This is a genomic window from Paenibacillus xylanexedens (genome assembly GCF_007680605.1).
GTDB classification, from domain to species: Bacteria; Bacillota; Bacilli; order Paenibacillales; family Paenibacillaceae; genus Paenibacillus; species Paenibacillus xylanexedens_B.
In genome coordinates this window covers 113,346-133,143 of record NZ_VEIO01000003.1, presented here as the reverse complement: position 1 = coordinate 133,143, position 19,798 = coordinate 113,346, and the positions used below count along the sequence as shown (strand labels likewise).

The 19,798-nt window shown below is 47.5% G+C and carries 15 protein-coding genes; 12 read left to right on the top strand and 3 right to left on the bottom strand.

The genetic code is table 11. The features are described from left to right. The first annotated feature begins 17 nt into the window (after positions 1–17). The 4 genes from FS818_RS18405 to FS818_RS18390 all read left to right on the top strand — a co-directional run bounded on the left by FS818_RS18405 (position 18) and on the right by FS818_RS18390 (position 3,407). Positions 18–749 carry a hypothetical protein gene (locus FS818_RS18405; protein ID WP_145333601.1) on the top strand — a complete coding sequence of 244 codons (732 nt, stop codon included), beginning with the start codon at positions 18–20 and terminating at the stop codon, positions 747–749. Between the two features lie 237 nt (positions 750–986). Next, positions 987–1,844: a carbon-nitrogen hydrolase family protein gene (locus FS818_RS18400; RefSeq protein WP_145333600.1), complete on the top strand. Its 858-nt coding sequence runs from the start codon at positions 987–989 to the stop codon at positions 1,842–1,844. A gap of 50 nt (positions 1,845–1,894) precedes the next feature. Then, on the top strand, positions 1,895–2,575 hold the full coding sequence (locus tag FS818_RS18395) for a GNAT family N-acetyltransferase (protein WP_145333599.1): 681 nt from the start codon (positions 1,895–1,897) through the stop codon (positions 2,573–2,575). A 160-nt stretch (positions 2,576–2,735) separates the two neighbouring features. Beyond that, a complete protein-coding gene (locus FS818_RS18390; protein ID WP_145333598.1) occupies positions 2,736–3,407 on the top strand; it encodes a GNAT family N-acetyltransferase in 672 nt (223 codons plus the stop codon). A 734-nt stretch (positions 3,408–4,141) separates the two neighbouring features. On the opposite strand, the gene FS818_RS29510 is transcribed toward FS818_RS18390, so the two are convergent. After that, positions 4,142–4,639 (bottom strand): antibiotic biosynthesis monooxygenase family protein, encoded by a 498-nt coding sequence (locus FS818_RS29510; protein WP_145333597.1) that lies wholly within the window; start codon positions 4,637–4,639, stop codon positions 4,142–4,144. Positions 4,640–4,826: 187 nt separating this feature from the next. On the opposite strand from FS818_RS29510, the gene FS818_RS18380 reads away from it, so the two are divergent. The 3 genes from FS818_RS18380 to FS818_RS18370 all read left to right on the top strand — a co-directional run bounded on the left by FS818_RS18380 (position 4,827) and on the right by FS818_RS18370 (position 10,384). Then, the gene (locus tag FS818_RS18380) at positions 4,827–7,145 is read left to right on the top strand and encodes a helicase C-terminal domain-containing protein (RefSeq protein WP_145333596.1); all 2,319 of its coding nucleotides are present in this window, start codon (positions 4,827–4,829) and stop codon (positions 7,143–7,145) included. A gap of 204 nt (positions 7,146–7,349) precedes the next feature. Beyond that, the gene (locus FS818_RS18375) at positions 7,350–8,849 is read left to right on the top strand and encodes an alpha-amylase (protein ID WP_145333595.1); all 1,500 of its coding nucleotides are present in this window, start codon (positions 7,350–7,352) and stop codon (positions 8,847–8,849) included. Positions 8,850–9,727: 878 nt separating this feature from the next. Further along, positions 9,728–10,384: a hypothetical protein gene (locus tag FS818_RS18370; RefSeq protein ID WP_145333594.1), complete on the top strand. Its 657-nt coding sequence runs from the start codon at positions 9,728–9,730 to the stop codon at positions 10,382–10,384. A gap of 10 nt (positions 10,385–10,394) precedes the next feature. Here FS818_RS18370 and FS818_RS18365 read toward each other — a convergent pair whose 3' ends face one another. Next, positions 10,395–11,147 (bottom strand): MBL fold metallo-hydrolase, encoded by a 753-nt coding sequence (locus FS818_RS18365; RefSeq protein WP_145333593.1) that lies wholly within the window; start codon positions 11,145–11,147, stop codon positions 10,395–10,397. Positions 11,148–11,448: 301 nt separating this feature from the next. Here FS818_RS18365 and uxaC point away from each other — a divergent pair, with 301 nt between their 5' ends. The 4 genes from uxaC to FS818_RS18345 all read left to right on the top strand — a co-directional run bounded on the left by uxaC (position 11,449) and on the right by FS818_RS18345 (position 17,476). Next, entirely contained in the window at positions 11,449–12,888 is a 1,440-nt protein-coding gene (uxaC, locus tag FS818_RS18360; protein ID WP_145333592.1) for a glucuronate isomerase, read from the top strand. Positions 12,889–13,287: 399 nt separating this feature from the next. After that, complete coding sequence (locus FS818_RS18355; protein ID WP_145333591.1) at positions 13,288–13,866, top strand: MarR family winged helix-turn-helix transcriptional regulator; 579 nt, start codon at positions 13,288–13,290, stop codon at positions 13,864–13,866. Further along, positions 13,863–15,590 (top strand): ABC transporter ATP-binding protein, encoded by a 1,728-nt coding sequence (locus FS818_RS18350; protein ID WP_145333590.1) that lies wholly within the window; start codon positions 13,863–13,865, stop codon positions 15,588–15,590. Before FS818_RS18355 ends, FS818_RS18350 begins: the two co-directional genes overlap by 4 nt. After that, entirely contained in the window at positions 15,587–17,476 is a 1,890-nt protein-coding gene (locus FS818_RS18345) for an ABC transporter ATP-binding protein (protein WP_145333589.1), read from the top strand. The genes FS818_RS18350 and FS818_RS18345 overlap by 4 nt, the downstream gene beginning before the upstream one ends. A gap of 275 nt (positions 17,477–17,751) precedes the next feature. Here the strand turns inward: FS818_RS18345 and FS818_RS18340 are convergent, their stop codons facing one another. Continuing rightward, the gene (locus FS818_RS18340; protein WP_145333588.1) at positions 17,752–18,414 is read right to left on the bottom strand and encodes a hypothetical protein; all 663 of its coding nucleotides are present in this window, start codon (positions 18,412–18,414) and stop codon (positions 17,752–17,754) included. Positions 18,415–18,886: 472 nt separating this feature from the next. Here FS818_RS18340 and FS818_RS18335 point away from each other — a divergent pair, with 472 nt between their 5' ends. Then, positions 18,887–19,783 carry a diacylglycerol/lipid kinase family protein gene (locus FS818_RS18335; protein WP_145333587.1) on the top strand — a complete coding sequence of 299 codons (897 nt, stop codon included), beginning with the start codon at positions 18,887–18,889 and terminating at the stop codon, positions 19,781–19,783. Positions 19,784–19,798 lie beyond the last annotated feature (15 nt).

The window sequence follows — 19,798 nt, the reverse complement described above, 5'->3', positions numbered from 1 at the left end:
GAAAGGGTTGTGCAAAGTTGAAGAAACGTACTGCAAATAAAGGATTCAAGTTGTCTATAGTGATTGGTTTGATGACGATTATGCTGGTAGCTTGTGGTAAGCCGTTAACCGAAAAACTATACTCAGAAACAGTACCCGATGATATTAAAAATAGCACTGAAATCACGCAAGAAGATAAAGATCTCTTGGGGAAGGCTATCTTATATTCAATGGGTAGCAATACGGATCTTTCTACTAAAACGGTGGGTCAAATTATAACCGATGAGAAGCAAAGACAGCTGAAGCTTGAGGAAGAAGAGAAGAAGAGACAGGAAGAAATCAAAAGAAAACAGGAAGAAGCTGAAGCAAAAAAACAAAGTGAACTAAAACTGTTGGATGAGTCTGTACAGGTTGGTTTAATCAAAAAAAGTGTGACATTGAAAGACACGAAAAAATGGATATTCAGCGACGTTATACATATGACGCTTGACTTGAAAAACATTTCGGACAAGGATATTAAAGGGTTTCAGGGAGTCATTACCTTCAAAGACATGTTTGATAATGAGATCAAGTCACTAAACGTTAAATATGATGAACCTATCAAAGCCGGAGCTTCCACGTCTTATGAGGGTAGTTTCGAATTAAATCAGTTTATGGATAAAGATACTGAGCTTAGGGAGACACCTTTAGAAAAAATCAAGGTTGAGTTTGAGATGGATCAAATCATCTTTGGTGACGGCAATATTGCGAAACGTTCGGATATTGAGTAAATTAGTTTAGGCATTGAATTGAATAAATTAGTTTTAGGGATTGATTGGATAAATGAGTCTACTAAAAGTCTCTTCATAATATGAAGAGGCTTTTTTGTATAAAATTGTGCATGATGTAGATGGATGAGTATCGTAGGTATCGTTGCTAAATCGGCTTATCCCCATAGCTATAGCATTAGATAAATCATCGGATCATTGATACAATATAAACACAAATACTAGTGGGGGTGTGGACTTATGAAACTGCGGGTATCCGCTGTGCAATATCAATTGCAGACAATCCGTTCATTTGAGGAATTTGCCGCTCAAGCGGAGCATTACATACGGACAGCTGACGAATTCGGGACGGAATTTGTGCTGTTTCCTGAATTTTTCACAACCCAATTAATGTCCATTGGAGACGCAGAAGGAAATGCGTTAACGATTGAAGATTTGCCTGATTTTACAGGGCAATATGAGCAGTTGTTCGTCTCCCTTGCTGCCAAATACAATATGCATCTCATCGGGGGCACTCACGTTATTCGGAAGGAAGGCAAGCTGTATAATACGGCGCATATGTTCTACCCGGATGGACGAATTGCACGCCAGGCCAAAATTCATATTACGCCTACCGAAGTGACCGAGTGGAACATGGCTGCGGGTGACGGACTGGAAGTGTTTGATACGTACAAAGGCCGCATTGCGATGCTGACCTGTTACGATATTGAATTTCCCGAAATTGTACGTATGGCGAAAGCCAAGGGAGCAGACGTGATTTTCTGTCCTTCTTGTACGGACGACCGCCACGGATTTTACCGGGTACGGTATACGAGTCATGCTCGTGCGGTGGAGAATCAGATTTACGTTGTATTAACCGGAACGGTGGGCCATCTGCCTACAGTGGATTTCATGCGTGCCAATTATGGACAAGCTGCGATCATTACCCCGAATGATGTACCATTCCCTCCGCGTGGCATTCTGGCTGAGGGTGAGATTAACAACGATATGATTGTAACCGCCGATCTCGATCTGGATTTGCTCTACGAGGTACGTGAACGGGGCTCAGTAACAACCTGGCGTGACCGCCGTACAGATCTGTACACCGATTGGGAGTAGATCTGTTTTTGGAAGCCGAGTAGAGTTAGACAAAGGAGGGGTTAAGCGGGATGTATGTCAAAGAAATGCTGATAACGGCAGCGGGTGGCAGTGACAAACTGGGTAGAGCTAAAGCGGTCATCCGCAATTATGCGGCCCATGACTTTGAAGAGCTTATTCGTATACAGGCAGAGAGCTTCCCACCACCATATCCGGAGGAACTTCTTTGGAACCAAGAGCAACTCAGTAGCCATATTCAGCATTATCCTGAAGGAGCCATCTGCATCGAGGTGAATGGGGAACTGGCTGGCTCAATGACTTCACTTCGAATGCAGTGGGATGCTGCGCACCCATCCAGCCATACGTGGGCAGAGGTCACCGATGATGGATATATCCGCAATCACCAGCCGGATGGGAACACGTTATACATTGTTGACCTCTGCGTCCGGCCGAAATATCGGAAGTGGGGGCTCGCCCAGCTCATGATGCAGGCGATGTACCATCTTGTCATTGCACAGGGGATGGATCGTTTGCTTGGGGCAGGGCGGATGCCGGGATATCACCGGGTATCCGAGCAAATGTCAGCACAACAGTATCTGGATCAGGTTGCCGATGGAGAGAGGCATGACCCGGTTATTTCTTTTCTGCTACGATGCGGGCGTATGCCTGTTGGAGTGACTGCCGATTATCTGGATGACGAGGAATCTTGTCATTACGCGGCTCTGATGGAGTGGCGCAATCCGTTTAAATAGGGAAGTTGTTACTTCCATGTGCGCATCCAGCTTTAAATTTTGTGGGTTTTTAATAAAAATTCAATCGTGCTGATGTTCTTGAGATTGCTATACGTTAGAATGAATGACTGCAATCGGCGATTTCACCGAATACATACTTGAAATAGGGAGGAATTTATCTATGGAATTTACACGTATTACATCCATTCAGGACCCGCTGTTCGCTCAAATGCACAAGCTGATGCAGGAAATTTTCCCGCCAGAGGAAGTGCTGGATTTCCCGTTATGGGCTGAACCATTGGAAGACCCGGGCATTCGGGTGTTTGTCGCTGTACATGAAGGCCAAGTGGTTGGTGCGACGGAGTACCGTTACTACGAGGACTGGAACGTGGCCATGACTGATTTTACGATTATCGGACGAGAAGGCTTGGGAATCGGCGCATTCTTGGCGAATCGCCGCAAGCTGGATCTTCAGCAGCTCGCTGCTGCCAATGGCAAGTCGTTGTTTGGCATGTTTGCCGAAATCTACAATCCATATTTGACTCAGGATCACGCGTTTGGCGGCATCAAACCGATGGACCCGTACGTGCGCCGCGAAGTGTTGTCCCATCTGGGTTATCAGCGTCTGGACTTCCCTTATGTTCATCCATCCTGGCAAGGCGACGGTGAAGCCGTGGGAGGATTGGACCTGTGCTTTATGCCGGGCGATGAGTCTCTTGCGCAACTGCCAGCCAGCTTGGTGTCCGATTTCCTAAATCGATACTATGCTGTGTTGCCAAACAAACCGCAGGAATGGCTGGCTATGGTGGAGCAGTTGAATGCGCGTGAATCCGTGGCATTGCGTCCGTTGTAAGTTGAAGCACTGTATCGGATGTAGAGCAACTAGGCTGCTGAGAACACCTAAACTATAAAAGTAAAAAATCATAGATGGAGTAAAGTTAAGAAGTATAAGAGCGGAGTTATGGTGCTAGTGCTGAGTTAGATATGGATATGAATGGGGTGCTGGTGCTGGAATTTGAGCTGGTACTGGAACGTGGTATACGTATAACTAAAGTATAAATGTAAGTACCCGTAATTCAGTCTGTTTCAGTTCTGGATTGCGGGTACTGATTTTTTCGATGAAGGGTAACTGAGGCTTTCCTGAATCCTGAATAAAGTTGAATAAACCTGAATAAAGGATGAGGAAATGCGCTAACGATCTCAGAAAGCCTTATTTGGGAGTTCAAGCACACGTTCAAAATCTAACGATCAGGAGAGAGCTTATTTTAGCGAAAGGAGGCTATTTTAAAGAAAATAATGCAAAATTTTTCAAAATAACTCTCCTGAGATCGTTAGAACTTCAATGAATACGAGATGGTTCATGTTACACTTCTGCGTTGATGCCAACTCGTAACTTCGCACCACTTACTTCGCAATTCATGCTTATGCGAGAGTCCCATACTCTGCGATTCAGATTTGTGAGCAACCCCGCAACGTCATGTTTTGTGGCTGTTGAACTCGGCGGTATGAATGCTCAACCAGGGTCTCTGAAATCCTAGCTCCAGCAGTTCTACTTAAGCGTAACTCGCGAACTTCACTCCACTATCTCTACTCAATTGTATAGGTCGTCACAAATGAAGGTCGCGGGAACATGGCTGGTTTCTGTGCCGTCAGCCCTTCACTCGTGCTGCGATTGCGGTGAGCGTGGTTGTAGGCTTGCGACTGCTGCCAGCCTTTGAAATGTTCTTCCTTTTGCCACAGTGTCAGAACGACATACGTATCACCTTTGAGTGGACGGAGCACACGAATACCAATGAATCCAGGCTCATCTTCAACTTTGCGGGCACGATTCTTAAAACGTTCCTCAAAATCATTCCGACCATCTTCTGTGACAGGAATGTTGTTCAGCACAGCGAAGCCACCACCTGTCCATGATCCGGCATCGTCAAATGCTTCATATGCAGCCACCTGCTCATCCGATTCAATGTCCAGCAAACGATCAGTGGTTTCCAGAGCGAGAAGTACCTGATCTTCAGCGCGTAGTGTCAGATGTGGGTATGCTGCAAGTGCATCTGGAAGTGGAGATGGAACCAGATAAATATACATAGGAAGTTTGCCCCCTCTTAAAATACGTAAACTCCATCATAAGTTTGACTATACTTTCGTGATCTAGTTCAACTTATACAACCCAACATAGCATACGGGAACGGACGAGTCCAATTTGCCAAAAATCTGGTTAGAGGAGCCTGTTTCGTGATAAAGTAGAACCACTACTAGCAGAACGGGTGATCGTATGAAAACAACAATTCGGATATCAGTCAGGCCGCTGGTCGAGTATGTTTATCGGAGCGGCAGCATCCGTCCGGGATTCCGCACCAATGCCTCGATGCAGGAGGGAACGCGAATCCATCAGCGTGTGCAGAAGGCATATACCGAAGAGGATTTAAAAGAAGTAGTACTGGAAGCCGAGCTTCAACATGGGGATTTGACCTACGTCATTGAAGGGCGATGTGACGGCTTGATTCGCCTGGAGGGTCAATTAACGGTGGATGAGATCAAATCCACGGCGGGTAACCTGGACGAGCTGGAAGGTGGCCTCGACGTGCACTGGGCCCAGGCGAAGATGTATGCCTATATGTATGCCGTGCAGCATGGTGAGCCTCGGATGCAGGTGCAGTTGACGTATGTGCATTCGGTGACGGGTGAAGAGCGGCGGTTTCGCCGCATGGCGGAGCGGCAGGAGCTGGAGCAGTTTGCGGCAGAAGTTATCGCCGGATATGCACCGTATGCGGAGATGATTGCTGCCTATGAAGCGGAGCGGGACGTTAGTGTGCGCGAGCTTCCGTTTCCTTTTCGCAAATACCGGGAAGGACAGCGTAAGCTGGCAGGCGCAGTGTACAAAACGATTCGTGAAGGACAGGGACTTATGGCCAAAGCGCCTACAGGCATCGGTAAGACCATGTCCGTGCTCTTTCCTACGGTGAAAGCCATCGGTGAAGGCGAGGCCAGCCGTTTGTTCTACCTGACCGCGAGAACGACAACGAGAGTGGCGGCGGAGGAAGCTTTTGCCCGGATGCAGGCGGAAGGGTTGAACATGCATGTCATCAGCCTGACGGCGAAGGATAAAATTTGTTTCAAAGACGAGGAAGCCTGCGACACGGGACAGTGCGGCATGTGTGAAGGGTATTATGACCGAATTAATGGTGCTGTGCTGGACATGCTGGAACATGAAACGTTGATGACAAGGCCCGTTATTGAGCAGTATGCCCGCAAACATCGGGTGTGTCCGTTTGAGTTTTCGCTGGATGCGGCATATGCAGCCGATGCGGTGATCTGCGATTATAACTACATTTTTGATCCGCGTATCTCCCTCAAACGTATGTTGGAGGAACAGAAGCGCAAGACGGTGCTGCTGGTGGATGAGGCGCATAATCTGGTGGATCGTGGGCGTATGATGTTCTCGGCAGAGCTGGAAAAAGCCGTATTTCTGGATGTCAAAAGAGAGTTCCAGACGCTGGACAGCAGTGTACCTGCCGCCAAAGCGATTGTGGATTATACCGGAGCCATCGACAAGTATCTGATCACCCTTCGTAAAAACGGCGGAGAAGAGGGCAAGATCATACAGCAAGAAGCACCAGAGGAACTGATTGAACGGCTTGAGCCATTTGTCATGGTGGCGGAGCAATGTCTGGCCGAGGGTGGGTCTGGCCATGCTGAGACGGATCAGCTGTTGCTTGATGCCTATTTTACAGCGCAGAACTTCGTACGAATTGCCAGGTTATATGACGAGCGTTTTATCACCTATGCAGAGTGTGTACGAAGCGAGGTACGGGTGAAACTGTTCTGTCTGGACCCGTCTTTGCTACTGCGTCAGACGGCGAAGGGTTTCCGCTCAACCATTCATTTCTCGGCAACCTTGTCACCTCTTCGGTATTACCGCGATATGCTGGGAGCAGAGGAAGAGGACTACACCCTGCAGATTCCGTCTCCGTTCAACCGAGAACAGCTGGATGTGCGGCTCATGCCTCTGTCTGTACGTTATAAAGACCGGGAGCGGTCCAAACGCCCGATTGCCGAGATGTTACAACAACTCGTATCCGAGTGGCCGCGTAGCAATCTGCTGGTCTTTTTCCCTTCCTATCCGTACATGCGTGAGATTTATCAAGCATATACACAGCTTCCGGGGGCCAGCGATGCGGATACGGTGATGCAGGAGCAGGGCATGAACGAGCAGGAGCGAGAGCAGTTCCTGGCGGCGTTTCAGCCGCATCCTGAGCGCACACGTCTTGTTTTTGCCGTAATGGGCGGCGTGTTCTCCGAAGGAGTCGATCTGCCGGGAGACCGTCTGAATGGCGTTGTCGTTGTAGGTGCAGGGCTTCCGCAGATCGGTCTGGAGAACAACGTGCTGAAGGATTATTTTGACAAGTCGGGCCGCAACGGCTTTAACTACGCCTATGTATTTCCGGGCATGAATAAAGTGCTTCAGGCCGGGGGCAGGCTCATTCGAACGGAAGAAGATAAGGGTGTGCTTGTGCTAGTGGATGACCGTTTCATGCAGGAGCCGTATCGTTCTCTTTTACCTGACGAATGGATGGATTATAAACGGATTTGATGACGTTTACGTTTTTTTATGTCTTTATCGTGTTGTTTTCATTGGTTTACGAAAAATTTTCTTTGAATTTCTTAACATTCTTTCATTTTCATGATTGAAACATAGGGTAATCGGGTTATAACTTGGTTAGCACGAACGAACAACGGCGATACCCTATCCGTTCCGCGGTCCGCTTCGAATGCAAATCAAGGAGGTCGGTTTGTGATGAAGAAAAATCATACGATGATGCAGTTTTTTGAATGGCATTTGGCTGCAGACGGCGATCATTGGAAACGACTGGCTGACATGGCCCCGGAACTGAAAGCAAAAGGCATAGACTCCGTATGGGTGCCTCCTGTAACGAAGGCAGTGTCTGCAGAGGATACAGGTTATGGCATATATGATCTGTACGATCTGGGTGAATTTGATCAAAAGGGTACGGTACGCACGAAATATGGCACCAAGCAGGAACTGGTGGAAGCCATCGCAGAATGTCAGAAGAGCGGCATTGTCGTTTATGTGGATCTCGTAATGAATCATAAGGCCGGAGCAGATGAGAAGGAAGTCTTTAAGGTGATTGAGGTTGATCCCAACGACCGGACGAAGGAGATTTCCGAACCATTCGAGATTGAAGGCTGGACGAAGTTCACATTTCCAGGCCGGGGCAATGAATATTCTTCCTTCAAATGGACATCCGAACACTTCAACGGCACCGATTTTGATGCAAAAGAAGAACGTACGGGTGTGTTCCGCATTGCCGGCGAGAACAAAACCTGGAATGAAAACGTCGATGATGAGTTTGGCAACTACGATTATCTGATGTTTGCCAATATAGATTATAACCACCCGGATGTACGGCATGAGATGATTGAGTGGGGGAAGTGGCTGATCGATACGTTGCAATGCGGCGGGTTCCGACTGGACGCGATCAAACATATAAACCATGAGTTTGTTAAAGAATTTGCAGCAGAGATGATCCGCAAACGCGGGCAGGATTTCTACATCGTCGGTGAGTTCTGGAATCCAAACCTGGATGCCTGTCGTACCTTTTTAGATACGGTGGATTATCAAATTGACTTGTTTGACGTGTCGCTTCACTATAAATTTCACGAAGCCTCGTTGGCGGGGCGTAATTTCGATCTTTCCAAAATTTTTGAAGATACCCTGGTTCAGACGCATCCAACCCATGCGGTCACCTTTGTGGACAACCATGATTCACAGCCTCATGAGGCTTTGGAATCATGGGTTGGCGATTGGTTCAAGCCAAGCGCGTATGCACTGACGCTGCTACGTCGTGACGGATATCCCGTCGTCTTTTACGGCGATTATTACGGGATTGGCGGACCTGACCCGGTGGAGGGCAAAAAGGAGATTTTGGACATTCTGTTGTCCGCTCGTTGCAACAAAGCCTATGGAGAGCAGGAAGACTATTTCGATCATCCCAACACCATTGGTTGGGTTCGCCGCGGCGTGGAAGAGATGGAAGGCTCCGGTTGTGCGGTGGTCATCTCGAACGGGGATGACGGTGAAAAGAGAATGTTTGTCGGGGAGCATCGTGCCGGGGAAGTCTGGGAAGACATGACCGGTAGTTGTGAAGATTCGATCACCATTGAGGAAGATGGCTGGGCTACGTTCCACGTCTGCGGCGGAGGGGTGGCCGTCTGGGCATTGCCGGAAACGAGAGAGAACTGTGGCACAGATACTGTAAATACAGATACAGAGTAATGTACGTTCGTTCGCAGAAGGCATAAGCTGGACGCTGGAATAGATATGGCTGGTGTTGTAGATACAGTAGTGCCCAAGTACTCAAGAAAAACGGATGCTGAATACTGATGTAGATACCCATTGGTTGAACGACAGATGGAGAAGATCAAAATAACCGTGGGCTCATGCTTGCAAGAGTAAGCTTTGAAGCTTTGGCATAGTTAGTACGTAATAAATTAAAAAGTTGATACGATAAAGAATCGTAAGCTAGGATGAAACCACTTGAAGCTGAACTGCATCCCACCTGTTCGATCGTGTCCAACGAGGGAGGGCAGTTCAAACAGACACGCTGTGGCGTGCTGATTCAGGTGGTTTTTTCTATTTTGTAACTCCGATTTACAAGTTCGCAGGCTCCGGAATTCAAACGTAGAGAACTCGAATTCGAATTTGGAGAACTCGGGAATTCTAACGATCCCAGGAAAGCTTATTTCCCCCTAAACCGGACGGTTGGAAATCTAACGATCCTCAGTGAGCTTATTTCACCAAAATTCAGCCAAAACGGTAGCATTTACAGCAAATTCACCCAAATAACGTTTCTGGTGATCGTTAGAATCATAAAACCTCAAATATATGCCAAATAAGGTTTCTGGTGATCGTTAGAGTAAAATATGTGGCCAGTTCGAGTTACAAATCAACAATATCCTCTTGCTCTCGCTTACCAAGCTGAGCATTTAATCCACATCCACTCCACAGACGAATCAATTACTGTGTTACCAAGGATGAACTGCACATCCTCTATAAACTTTGATAAAAATCATTAGAATATATGGTATAATCATCCAAAAGAAGTGAGGAATCCTATGAACTAGGTTGCATTATCCAGCAAGAAGGGGGCTAACATGCAAACCCAAACCCAAACTAAAGACCCGACTACACAAGCGAGGAAAAGAAAACGTCTCTTTTTACTTGTTCTGTGTCTGCTTGTAACAGCAGTGTGTCTGGCAGCATGCAGCTTTGGTGTAGAACACGGGCCGCGTGGAGAAGTACAGCGAACAGACAAGTATACGTTTAACACGGAACGCAGGGATATAGAGGCACGCATGAATAAGGATCGGGAGAGTTTCCGAGAAACCCTGCCAGAGAGATATCATCTGGCCGCAACAGTGGATGTGAACCCCGGATCTGAAGCGGACGGGATCACATATGAGATTATACTTAATGATGTTCGCATACCAATGATGAATGTCCTTCAGTCGTTCACGCTTGATTCCGACATGATTCATACGCTTCAAGCAGCTGAACTGTTCAACTCGAATGTGAGTAATACATATGAAACAACAATGGGACCGGGTAAGGAGCCGCCAGGATTGAGTTTGTCGAGAAGTTATGTTCTGAAACCCGAATCCGAAATTAGCCCTGAATATCTTCAGAACTACACTGATGTGTATGTCAAAATATCATATGGACCAGAAGATCAGCGGACGGAGGAATATTTTCATCTTAAAGCAAGGCCATCTTCAAGAATGATTGAATATATGAAATCATGGGAGGGCTAAGCCCTCCGAATTACTGATCCAACTCAAAGGACTCCAGCGTGCCAGCCATGCGCAGATCGTCCGCGTACGTACGGTTGAATGTTGCTCGTTTGTCCACATCGGCATATTCGTCATGATAATGCATCAGTACCGTTTTCCTTCTCACTTCGGCGGGCAGCTGCTCCAGATCCTTCAGTGACGTATGGGATTTGATCACCAAGTCATGCATATGGCATTCATGGAAAATCAACTGCACATCGGGTGCGATCCTCTCCACTCGCTCACGATCAAGCGTGCTGTCTGCACTATAGTAAAAATAAGGCTTCGCCATCAGTCCGTTGCTGACCATGCCGGGAACATGCTTCGTGCGAAATGTCTCAAATGTGACTCCGCCGAGCTCAAAGCTTCCGCCATCCGGTAGCGGAATGACATCATAATAGTCGCTCATTGTACGCTCGCCGTCCGTTGTATACCGCATCCCTGGAGAGAGGATGTTCCACAGTGGATCAACCAACTCTTCATGAATGAACAGGCGTGGCTTGCGATCCCCGACAATCTGCGCATAGTAGCCCAGCATCTGAACCCCGTTAATATGATCCTCATGCAGATGGGTGATAAACACATTATGAATACCTGTCATCGCGAAACCATATTCCTTGAGCGCTTTGGCATTAGACTCTGGAAAATCAATAACCAGATGGGTATCGCCGAATTCAGCGAACATACTGTTGTGATGTTGTTCCACACTAAACATATCTCCTGTGCCTAGAAAAGTGATTTTCATCGCATTTCATCTCCTTGTTTGGCAAATGTAAGACCGCTGTAGGTTCAAGCTTCAATTTCAATATCCTGTACGGATTCTATCTTAGTATATCAATATTAATATTAGTAACATCAGTATCAATCTTTAAATCAGTATCATTCACGTTAAATCCAGTATACTGTGTTTCCGGGAGTGTGCCTAAACCAACCTTTTTTGAGAACGCTATCATTTTATATTGAACTTTGGCGCCAAACGGTGTAGCTTAAAGATGGAAGTGAACCTAAATGAACGTAAACTCACCTAAAGGGAGCGTGCAAGGCGAATGAAATCTTTTCTGGATGAACAATTTTTACTTCACAATGAAACGGCGGTCAGACTGTACGAGCAATATGCAAAAGACATGCCGATTATGGATTATCACTGTCACCTCAGTCCTCAGGAAATTTACGAAAACAAAACATTTGGCAATCTGACAGAGGCCTGGCTGTACGGCGATCATTACAAATGGCGTCTGATGCGGGCTAACGGCGTTGAAGAGAAATATGTGACGGGCGGCGAAGGCGTAACGGATTATGATCGTTTCCTTGCTTATGCCAAAACAGTGCCGATGATGATCGGTAACCCCCTATATGCATGGTCACACTTGGAATTACAACGTTATTTCGATGTCCATGAAGTGCTTAATGAGAAAAGCGCCCCAGCGATCTGGGAAAAAGTAAATGCCCAACTAACCGGCGAAGGTTTCGGTGCGCGTGATCTGATTACCAAATCCAATGTCACCGTGGTATGCACCACCGATGACCCAACCGATTCCCTCGAATATCACCTGAAGATTCAGGAGATTGAAGGTTTTGACACAGCCGTACTGCCGTCTTTCCGCCCGGATAAAGGGTTGGAATTAAACCGGGATACATTTATTGAATGGGTAGGCAAGCTTTCACAGGTTGTGGGCAAGGACATTACAGATTATGACTCATTCCTGGCTGCGCTGGAATCCCGTGTGGAGTTCTTCCATTCCGTAGGCGGCCGTGTCTCTGACCATGCACTGGACTATGTGCCTTATGCTGCAGCGACACGCGAGGAGGCATCCGCTGCATTTGCCAAAGCACTCGCTGGCGAGAAAGTTTCACGCACGGAAGAGGACGGCTACAAGACGGTTACACTCACATTCCTTGGCAAGCTGTATGCGGAGCGTGGTTGGGTCATGCAATTCCACATCAATGCAGCGCGTAATAACAATACGAAAATGTTCAAGAAGCTCGGGCCTGACACAGGGTACGATGCCGTGAACGATATGCCGTTATCAGCGGCTGTTATCGGATTGCTGGATACGTTGGAGCAGCAGGATGCTCTGCCAAAAACGATTCTCTACTCCCTTAATCCAAGGGATAACGAAGTGCTTGCTGCCATTATTGGTAGCTTCCAGGGTGGAGGCGTTCCAGGTAAAATTCAGCTTGGCGCGGCATGGTGGTTCAATGATACGAAGGATGGCATGCTCGCTCAGATGAAGGCGCTCGCGAATGTGGGGCTACTCAGCCGTTTTGTCGGCATGTTGACTGACTCAAGAAGTTTCCTCTCGTATACGAGACATGAATACTTCCGCCGCTTGCTCTGTAACCTGATCGGTGAATGGGCAGAACAAGGCGAAGCACCAAACGATATGGAGCTGCTCGGTCAGATCGTACAAGGTATCGCCTACAATAATGCTAAAGACTATTTCCCGTTTGCTACTGTGCCAAAAAGCGTGTCTGCTTCCAAATAAATACCGATCCAACAGGTCTACTTTAATAACATTGCATCGCAAAGAATTCTATTTCAAAAGGCTGCCCAGTTCTTCCGTTTGTCCTTAACCGAACGGAGAGATTGGGGGCTTTTTTGTTATGCTGATGGATCAGAGTCATCATGCTGTCATTGTACAGTAAGTGATGATATGGGCGAACATATGGCATGAAAGGCCTGTGGGCATTGGATGCTTTTGACATGAATGAAATGATTGACATATGCATAAGCTGATAATATACTTAGGTAACCTAATTAATTGTGTTGCTATTAAATTGGTTTGCTATTAGATTGAATGGCTATTAAATAAAAGACCTACTTAATAGGGAAACTATTAATTGTTTTACGGGACATGATGTTCCGATGAAGGGAGGACGATGAGATGACTGGGATTGATCCGGTAGCCCAGAAGCTTTTATATTCCATCATGCAGTTTAACAAAGGCAAATGGAGACAACATAAACCGCATGGACGCAATCACAACGAAATTATGGTACTCGCTTGTTTGCTTCATGGGGCACATCCAGGGGAGCGCATGGATTGGCGGGATAATCCGCCCGATTTCGAGAGCCATTTAAACCAGGAACATCCGGGATTAAAAGTGTCCGAAATTAGCGCTTTAATGCGTGTAAAATCACCGACCATTACACCCGTGATTCGCGGCCTGGAGGATGAAGGGCTGGTTGAGCGGACGATGGACCCCGAGGATCGCCGGGCTGTACGGATTACGATTACAGATGCTGGCCGTGCGATTATTCGTGCAGCCCATGAAGAACGAATGGCTACCTTCAACAGACTGGTTGAACATTTGGGCGAAGAGGATAGTTTGCAACTGGCTGGACTGCTCAGCAAGGTGTATACCTTCTTTGATGCACAGGTTTCCGGGCATGATGAAGGACATGAAAACGACAATAAAGCACCTGATACAGAAACACCCGAACAAGGAGATGATACGCCATGATGAAGTTATTTCGCATGTTAAAGCCCTATCGTATTCCGATTATTTTTATTTTGGCACTCATCTTTCTGCAAACGATGGCGGAGCTGTACTTGCCTACGTTAATGGCTGATATCGTCAACCTGGGTATCGTCAAAGGCGATGTACCTTATATCTGGAAAATTGGCGGTTTCATGCTACTGATTGCCATTGGCGGAACCACATGTTCCATTATCGCGAGTTATCTGTCCTCGCGCACAGCAGGCGGATTTGCCAAGCAGCTGCGCAGTAGAGTGTTCCGGCATGTTGAGAATTTTTCACTACAGGAATTCGACAAGCTGGGCACCGCTTCATTGATTACGCGTACAACGAACGATATTACACAGGTGCAGAACGTATTAACGATGATGCTACGCATGATGATTATGGCTCCGATGATGTGTATCGGGGGGATTTTCATGGCCGTTTCTCAGGACGCGAAGCTGTCCACTATCTTCCTGGTTGTTCTGCCTGTACTTGCAGGAGCAATCGCCTTAATCGGTTCCAAAGGATTTCCGCTATTCAAGCAAATCCAGAAAAAGCTCGACCGCCTTAATCTGGTCCTGCGTGAACAGCTGACAGGTATCCGGGTTGTTCGTTCTTTTAACCGTGGCGAGCATGAGCGTGTTCGTTTCAACGGGGCAAATACGGAATTAAGGGATGCGTCGATCAAGGTCAATGTCCTGATGGCGACCGTTATGCCCGTGATGATGCTGGTCATGAACTTTTCGATGATTGCCATTCTGTACTTTGGTGGCCTGCGTATTGATGGCGGTCATATGAACATTGGTTCCCTGATTGCCTTTGTGCAATATGCGATGCAGATTATGTTCTCGCTGATTATGGTATCCATGATTTTTGTAATGATTCCAAGAGCATCAGCTTCGGCAGAACGGATCAATGAAGTGCTTGATATGCAGCCCGATCTGTATGACCCTGCACAGCCCGGCACGATGAAATCGATGCAAGGAACGATTGAGTTCGATCGTGTCACTTTCCGCTATCCGGGTGCAGAAAATGCTGCCCTGTCCGATATTTCGTTTACGGCTCGTTCCGGTGAAACGACAGCGATTATCGGCGGTACGGGTTCAGGCAAAACCACATTGCTCAGCCTCATTCCGCGTTTCTATGATGTGACCGAAGGTACTGTGCGTGTGAATGGGGCCGATGTGCGGGAGCTTAAACAAGAAGAACTTCGATCCAAAATCGGGTTTGTCCCGCAAAAGGCCGTCCTTTTCACCGGTACGGTTGCAGATAACATTCGGCAAGGTAAGGATGATGCGAGTATGGATGAAGTTATTCATGCGGCACGTACGGCCCAAGCCGAAAACTTCATCTCCGAGATGAAGGAAGGGTATGACAGTCTGATTGCACAAGGCGGGAATAATGTGTCAGGTGGACAGAAACAACGTTTGTCCATTGCACGCGCACTCGTTCGCCGTCCTGAAATTTATATTTTCGATGACAGTTTCTCGGCCCTTGATTTTAAAACGGATGCCAAACTTCGTGCTGCGCTCAAATCGGAAACGACGGAAGCGGCTGTGCTGATCGTAGCTCAGCGGGTAAGCACGGTAATGGATGCAGACCGTATTCTCGTCATGGATGAGGGCAAAATTGTCGGTTCCGGAACACATAAAGAGCTGCTGGAGAACAATGAAGTATATCGTGAGATTGTATCCTCCCAGCTTACTGAGGAGGAGATCGCATGAGTGAACGTACAGCACAGCACAAAGCATCCAGTGCTCCACGCGGACCCGGACCGGGTCATCCTGGCGGCGGAATGGGTATGCGGCCTCCAGCCGAGAAAGCGAAGGATTTCAAAGGTACACTGCGCCGATTGGTTCAGTATCTCCGGCCACACAGCTCTCGTCTAATCGGCGTGCTGATTGCTGCCATTCTAAGTACCGTGTTTGGCATTATTAGTCCGAAGATTATGGCTGAGGGTACAGATATCCTTGCCCATGGAGCCATTGCGATAATGCAGGGTGTGCAGGGAGCCGGGATTGATTTTCCAGCTTTGATGCGAGTATTGTACCTGTTGCTTGGACTGTATCTGCTCAGTGCCGCTTTTGCGTATGTACAGCAATATCTGATGGCTGGTGTAGCTCAGCGGGTCGTCTATGATATGCGCGAGCAGATCAGTGCCAAGGTTGGACGTTTACCGCTGAAATATTTCGATTCCCGTACACATGGAGAGACGCTTAGCCGTGCAACCAATGACGTGGACAATATCAGTAACACACTGCAACAAAGTTTGGCCCAGTTCATTACGTCCGTTGTGACGATTGTGGGTGTCATCATTATGATGCTGACGATCAGTCCATGGATGACGCTGATTACGATTTTGACTTTACCGCTTAGTGTCGTGGTCGTTATGCTGGTTGCTTCCCGTTCGCAAAAGCATTTTGCCGGGCAACAGAAGTCGCTTGGTGAACTGAACGGTCACGTAGAAGAAATGTATACCGGCCACAAGGTGGTCAAAGCCTTTGGACGTGAAGAGCAATCCGTACAGCAGTTTGAGAAAGTGAATGAAGAGTTATATGCATCGGGTTGGAAAGCTCAGTTTATCTCCGGGATTATTATGCCCTTGATGAACTTTGTCGGTAACCTGGGATATGTGCTGATCTGTGTGGTCGGCGGGATTTTTGTTACACGGGGTTCCATCTCCATCGGGGACATTCTGGCCTTCACACAGTATTCGCGTCAGTTCACACAGCCGATTAACCAGATTGCCAACATCTCGAACATTATTCAATCCACGATTGCTTCGGCAGAGCGTGTGTTTGAACTGCTGGATGAGGAAGAGGAAGTTCCTGAGTCGAAACAACCTGCAACGTTGCGTTACCCGACAGGGGCTGTAGCTTTTGAGGCAGTGGATTTTGGTTATAAAGAAGATGAACTGCTCATTCGCAATATGAATATTAATGTGGCACCAGGTCAGACCGTAGCTATTGTTGGGCCGACAGGTGCCGGGAAAACAACACTGATTAACTTGCTTATGCGGTTCTATGAACTCCAGAGTGGCCGGATTACTATTGATGGCATTAACATTAAAGACATGTCCCGTGGTAATCTGCGTGGTCTGTTCGGTATGGTGCTTCAGGATACGTGGCTGTTTAATGGTACAATCCGGGATAATATTGCTTATGGACGGGAAGGTGCAACGGAAGAGGAAGTGGTTAAAGCCGCTGTAGCTGCGCATGCCGATCATTTCATTCGCACACTGCCGGACGGTTACGATACGATTTTGAATGAAGAGGCGTCCAATATCTCTCAAGGTCAGAAACAACTGCTGACGATTGCGAGAGCGATTCTGGCGAACCCGTCTATCCTGATTCTGGATGAAGCAACCAGTAGCGTTGATACACGGACCGAGGTCTTTATCCAGAAAGCGATGAATGAGCTGATGCAAGACCGTACAAGTTTTGTTATCGCTCACCGTTTGTCTACCATTCGTGGTGCCGATCTCATTCTGGTCATGGATCATGGTAACGTTATTGAGCAGGGCAATCATGAGGAACTGATGGCGAAACAGGGCTTCTATGCCGATTTGTACAACAGTCAGTTTACGGAGCAACAACCACAGGCGATCTAACAGACTAGAGTGGATATCTAAAAGGCTGTCAGGACCCGTCAGGATTGTCTAGAACCATAGTTTTTTGGGAAAATAGAACCTCCACCACGGTGCTCTTCGCACCTCTGGTGTAATATAAACCCAAACAAACGGGACGTCGCAGTCGTTGCACTGCTTCGTCCCGTTTGTGTTATCACTGCTATGCCACAAAGTTTTCCTGCGGATCGATGTTGTGCCTTGTCCCGCCAGCCATGTTCGCTTGCAGATATGCAATGTATGGAAGGCAATTTAACGTACTATTTAAGCTTGGTTCTCCACAGGAAACCCTTCTTACCTTCACTGGTGCTCTGATGGTTCTGTATGATTTCCTCTTCCTCTTTCGTATCAGCATGCTGCTTTGTTTCATGTTCAGCTATATCCTGCAAGTTTTCCTCAAGGTGATGGAGGGTAGCTTCCTCCAGTGATGCCGTTGCCGGTTCACCAGGCAGGCCTTCGCGCTGTTCAATCATACGCTTAACCACTTCATAACAGTCGTCGATATGTTTGTTGCCCACATACCGCATGGCAGTGAAGCTGAGAGCGGCGGCGAGACCTTGCCCCGCAAACGGAACAAACTTGGCGACCGATTTAGTCGCTACTCGTACACCTACCCGTTTGAGCACCTGAACGACCAGTTCCTTCGTGACCATACGGCCGATGATTTTACTCCCGATCGACATCACAAATCCGTAAATCATGGACTTCGTCTCAGGGTCCATGCCGTCGAGCTGTTTTTGAGATAATCCGAATTTATTGTTAATGGCAGGTAACAGCTGCATCAGCATTCCCACATCAGCGATGACATCTGTACCGGGAAGCGGTACGAGTGTGGAGCCGGCTGAAGCAGTTGCTCTTTTGCGAACCATCGTACGGCATTCCTTGCGAACTTGCTCTAATTGCTCCATTGTAGCTGGAATCATAGGGAATTCCTCCATTCGTGTATAGTGTACATATAACCGTTTTGAAGCGAATTGAATGGGTTGCTCCCGCGAAGTTGTTGCTTATATCTCATAGGTTGCGGAGGAACCTTTTTTCTCATGCATACATCCGGTTAAAGCAGGTAATGGCTATAAGAGCAGAGATGGGAAACGATGATAAAAGATGATGATACATTTGTTGTTACAGACAGAACAGAAGCTTTATTTTTATAGAATAATAACATACAGCTCACGTTGCCATAAATGAAACGAAAGTAGCTTGTCCTGTACAGCTATCTGGTATTACGCATGAACAACAAAAACGATGCATATTCCGTCTGTTGCTTCTTCATATGAAGCTTCACCTTCACAACCACGGTTCGCATGTCACGATCATGCGCTGAGCCATGGTTTTGTTTATCACTTCAACCTTTTTGGGTAAAGGGAAACAAGCATTGGAATGGAGGAAAGCAGCATGGAATGGAATAAAGCCTTGTTAATACATCATCTTCATGCAGGGAAAGCCAATCGGGAGAATACATTAGGTCTGGTCACAGGCGTACTTGCTCCAGCTATTCATGAATTGGTCGTGGTTCGGACGGATGAACCGGGTGAAGGAGAGAAGCTGTGCCGGAAGCGCGGGGAAGAGTTCAATGTGGTGTTTATTCTGGGCGGCGACGGTACGGTGCATGAGTGTGTGAACGGGCTGGCATCCTTGCAAAATCCTCCACAGATCGGTGTACTTCCAGGCGGTACATGTAATGATTTTGCACGTTCACTTGGGATTTCACCGGATACAGAGACAGCGGCACAAGAGATGCTGGCAGGTCGTGTTATCTCGGTGGATGTGGGACGAGCAGATGATCGGGTGTTTACGAACTTTTTCGGAATAGGGCTCATCAGTGAGGCTTCACAGAACATTAACGAGAATTTAAAAGGGGCGCTCGGCAAAGTCAGTTATTTCATCAGCACACTCCAGACGCTAACCCGTTCCGAGCCATTTCAGTATGAGCTAGAGATCGATGGAGAGCGGACAACAGGCGAAGCGGTGATGATCTACGCGGCGAATGGACGTTTTCTGGGCACGAATGCGTTACCGTTTGCTCCGGATGCGTTGCAGGATGGTAAGTTGGATGTGCTTATTATTCATGAGACAGGCATTCCACTTCTGCGTGAGGTGCTTTCACATAAGCCAGAGGGAGAATGGCAACCCCGGAATGAGAGTATTTCCTACTTCAAGGCGTCTACGTTGAAAATAAAAACAGATGTACCAATGCCAGCCGATACGGATGGCGAATTGTACATGGAGACACCCGCCGAGCTGTCGGTGCTGGCGGGTCATCTGCATTTTCTGACCGGGGCGGAGGAATAACCTCCCCGGTTTTTG

What these genes read in the sequence shown, in the direction of transcription:
- FS818_RS18370 (WP_145333594.1), top strand. Translation starts at nt 9,728, where the DNA reads ATGCAAACCCAAACCCAAACTAAAGACCCGACTACACAAGCGAGGAAA.
- FS818_RS18340 (WP_145333588.1), bottom strand. Translation starts at nt 18,414, where the DNA reads ATGATTCCAGCTACAATGGAGCAATTAGAGCAAGTTCGCAAGGAATGC.
- uxaC (WP_145333592.1), top strand. Translation starts at nt 11,449, where the DNA reads ATGAAATCTTTTCTGGATGAACAATTTTTACTTCACAATGAAACGGCG.
- FS818_RS18375 (WP_145333595.1), top strand. Translation starts at nt 7,350, where the DNA reads ATGAAGAAAAATCATACGATGATGCAGTTTTTTGAATGGCATTTGGCT.
- FS818_RS18335 (WP_145333587.1), top strand. Translation starts at nt 18,887, where the DNA reads ATGGAATGGAATAAAGCCTTGTTAATACATCATCTTCATGCAGGGAAA.
- FS818_RS18400 (WP_145333600.1), top strand. Translation starts at nt 987, where the DNA reads ATGAAACTGCGGGTATCCGCTGTGCAATATCAATTGCAGACAATCCGT.
- FS818_RS18350 (WP_145333590.1), top strand. Translation starts at nt 13,863, where the DNA reads ATGATGAAGTTATTTCGCATGTTAAAGCCCTATCGTATTCCGATTATT.
- FS818_RS18355 (WP_145333591.1), top strand. Translation starts at nt 13,288, where the DNA reads ATGACTGGGATTGATCCGGTAGCCCAGAAGCTTTTATATTCCATCATG.
- FS818_RS18390 (WP_145333598.1), top strand. Translation starts at nt 2,736, where the DNA reads ATGGAATTTACACGTATTACATCCATTCAGGACCCGCTGTTCGCTCAA.
- FS818_RS18380 (WP_145333596.1), top strand. Translation starts at nt 4,827, where the DNA reads ATGAAAACAACAATTCGGATATCAGTCAGGCCGCTGGTCGAGTATGTT.
- FS818_RS18395 (WP_145333599.1), top strand. Translation starts at nt 1,895, where the DNA reads ATGTATGTCAAAGAAATGCTGATAACGGCAGCGGGTGGCAGTGACAAA.
- FS818_RS18365 (WP_145333593.1), bottom strand. Translation starts at nt 11,147, where the DNA reads ATGAAAATCACTTTTCTAGGCACAGGAGATATGTTTAGTGTGGAACAA.
- FS818_RS18345 (WP_145333589.1), top strand. Translation starts at nt 15,587, where the DNA reads ATGAGTGAACGTACAGCACAGCACAAAGCATCCAGTGCTCCACGCGGA.
- FS818_RS29510 (WP_145333597.1), bottom strand. Translation starts at nt 4,639, where the DNA reads ATGTATATTTATCTGGTTCCATCTCCACTTCCAGATGCACTTGCAGCA.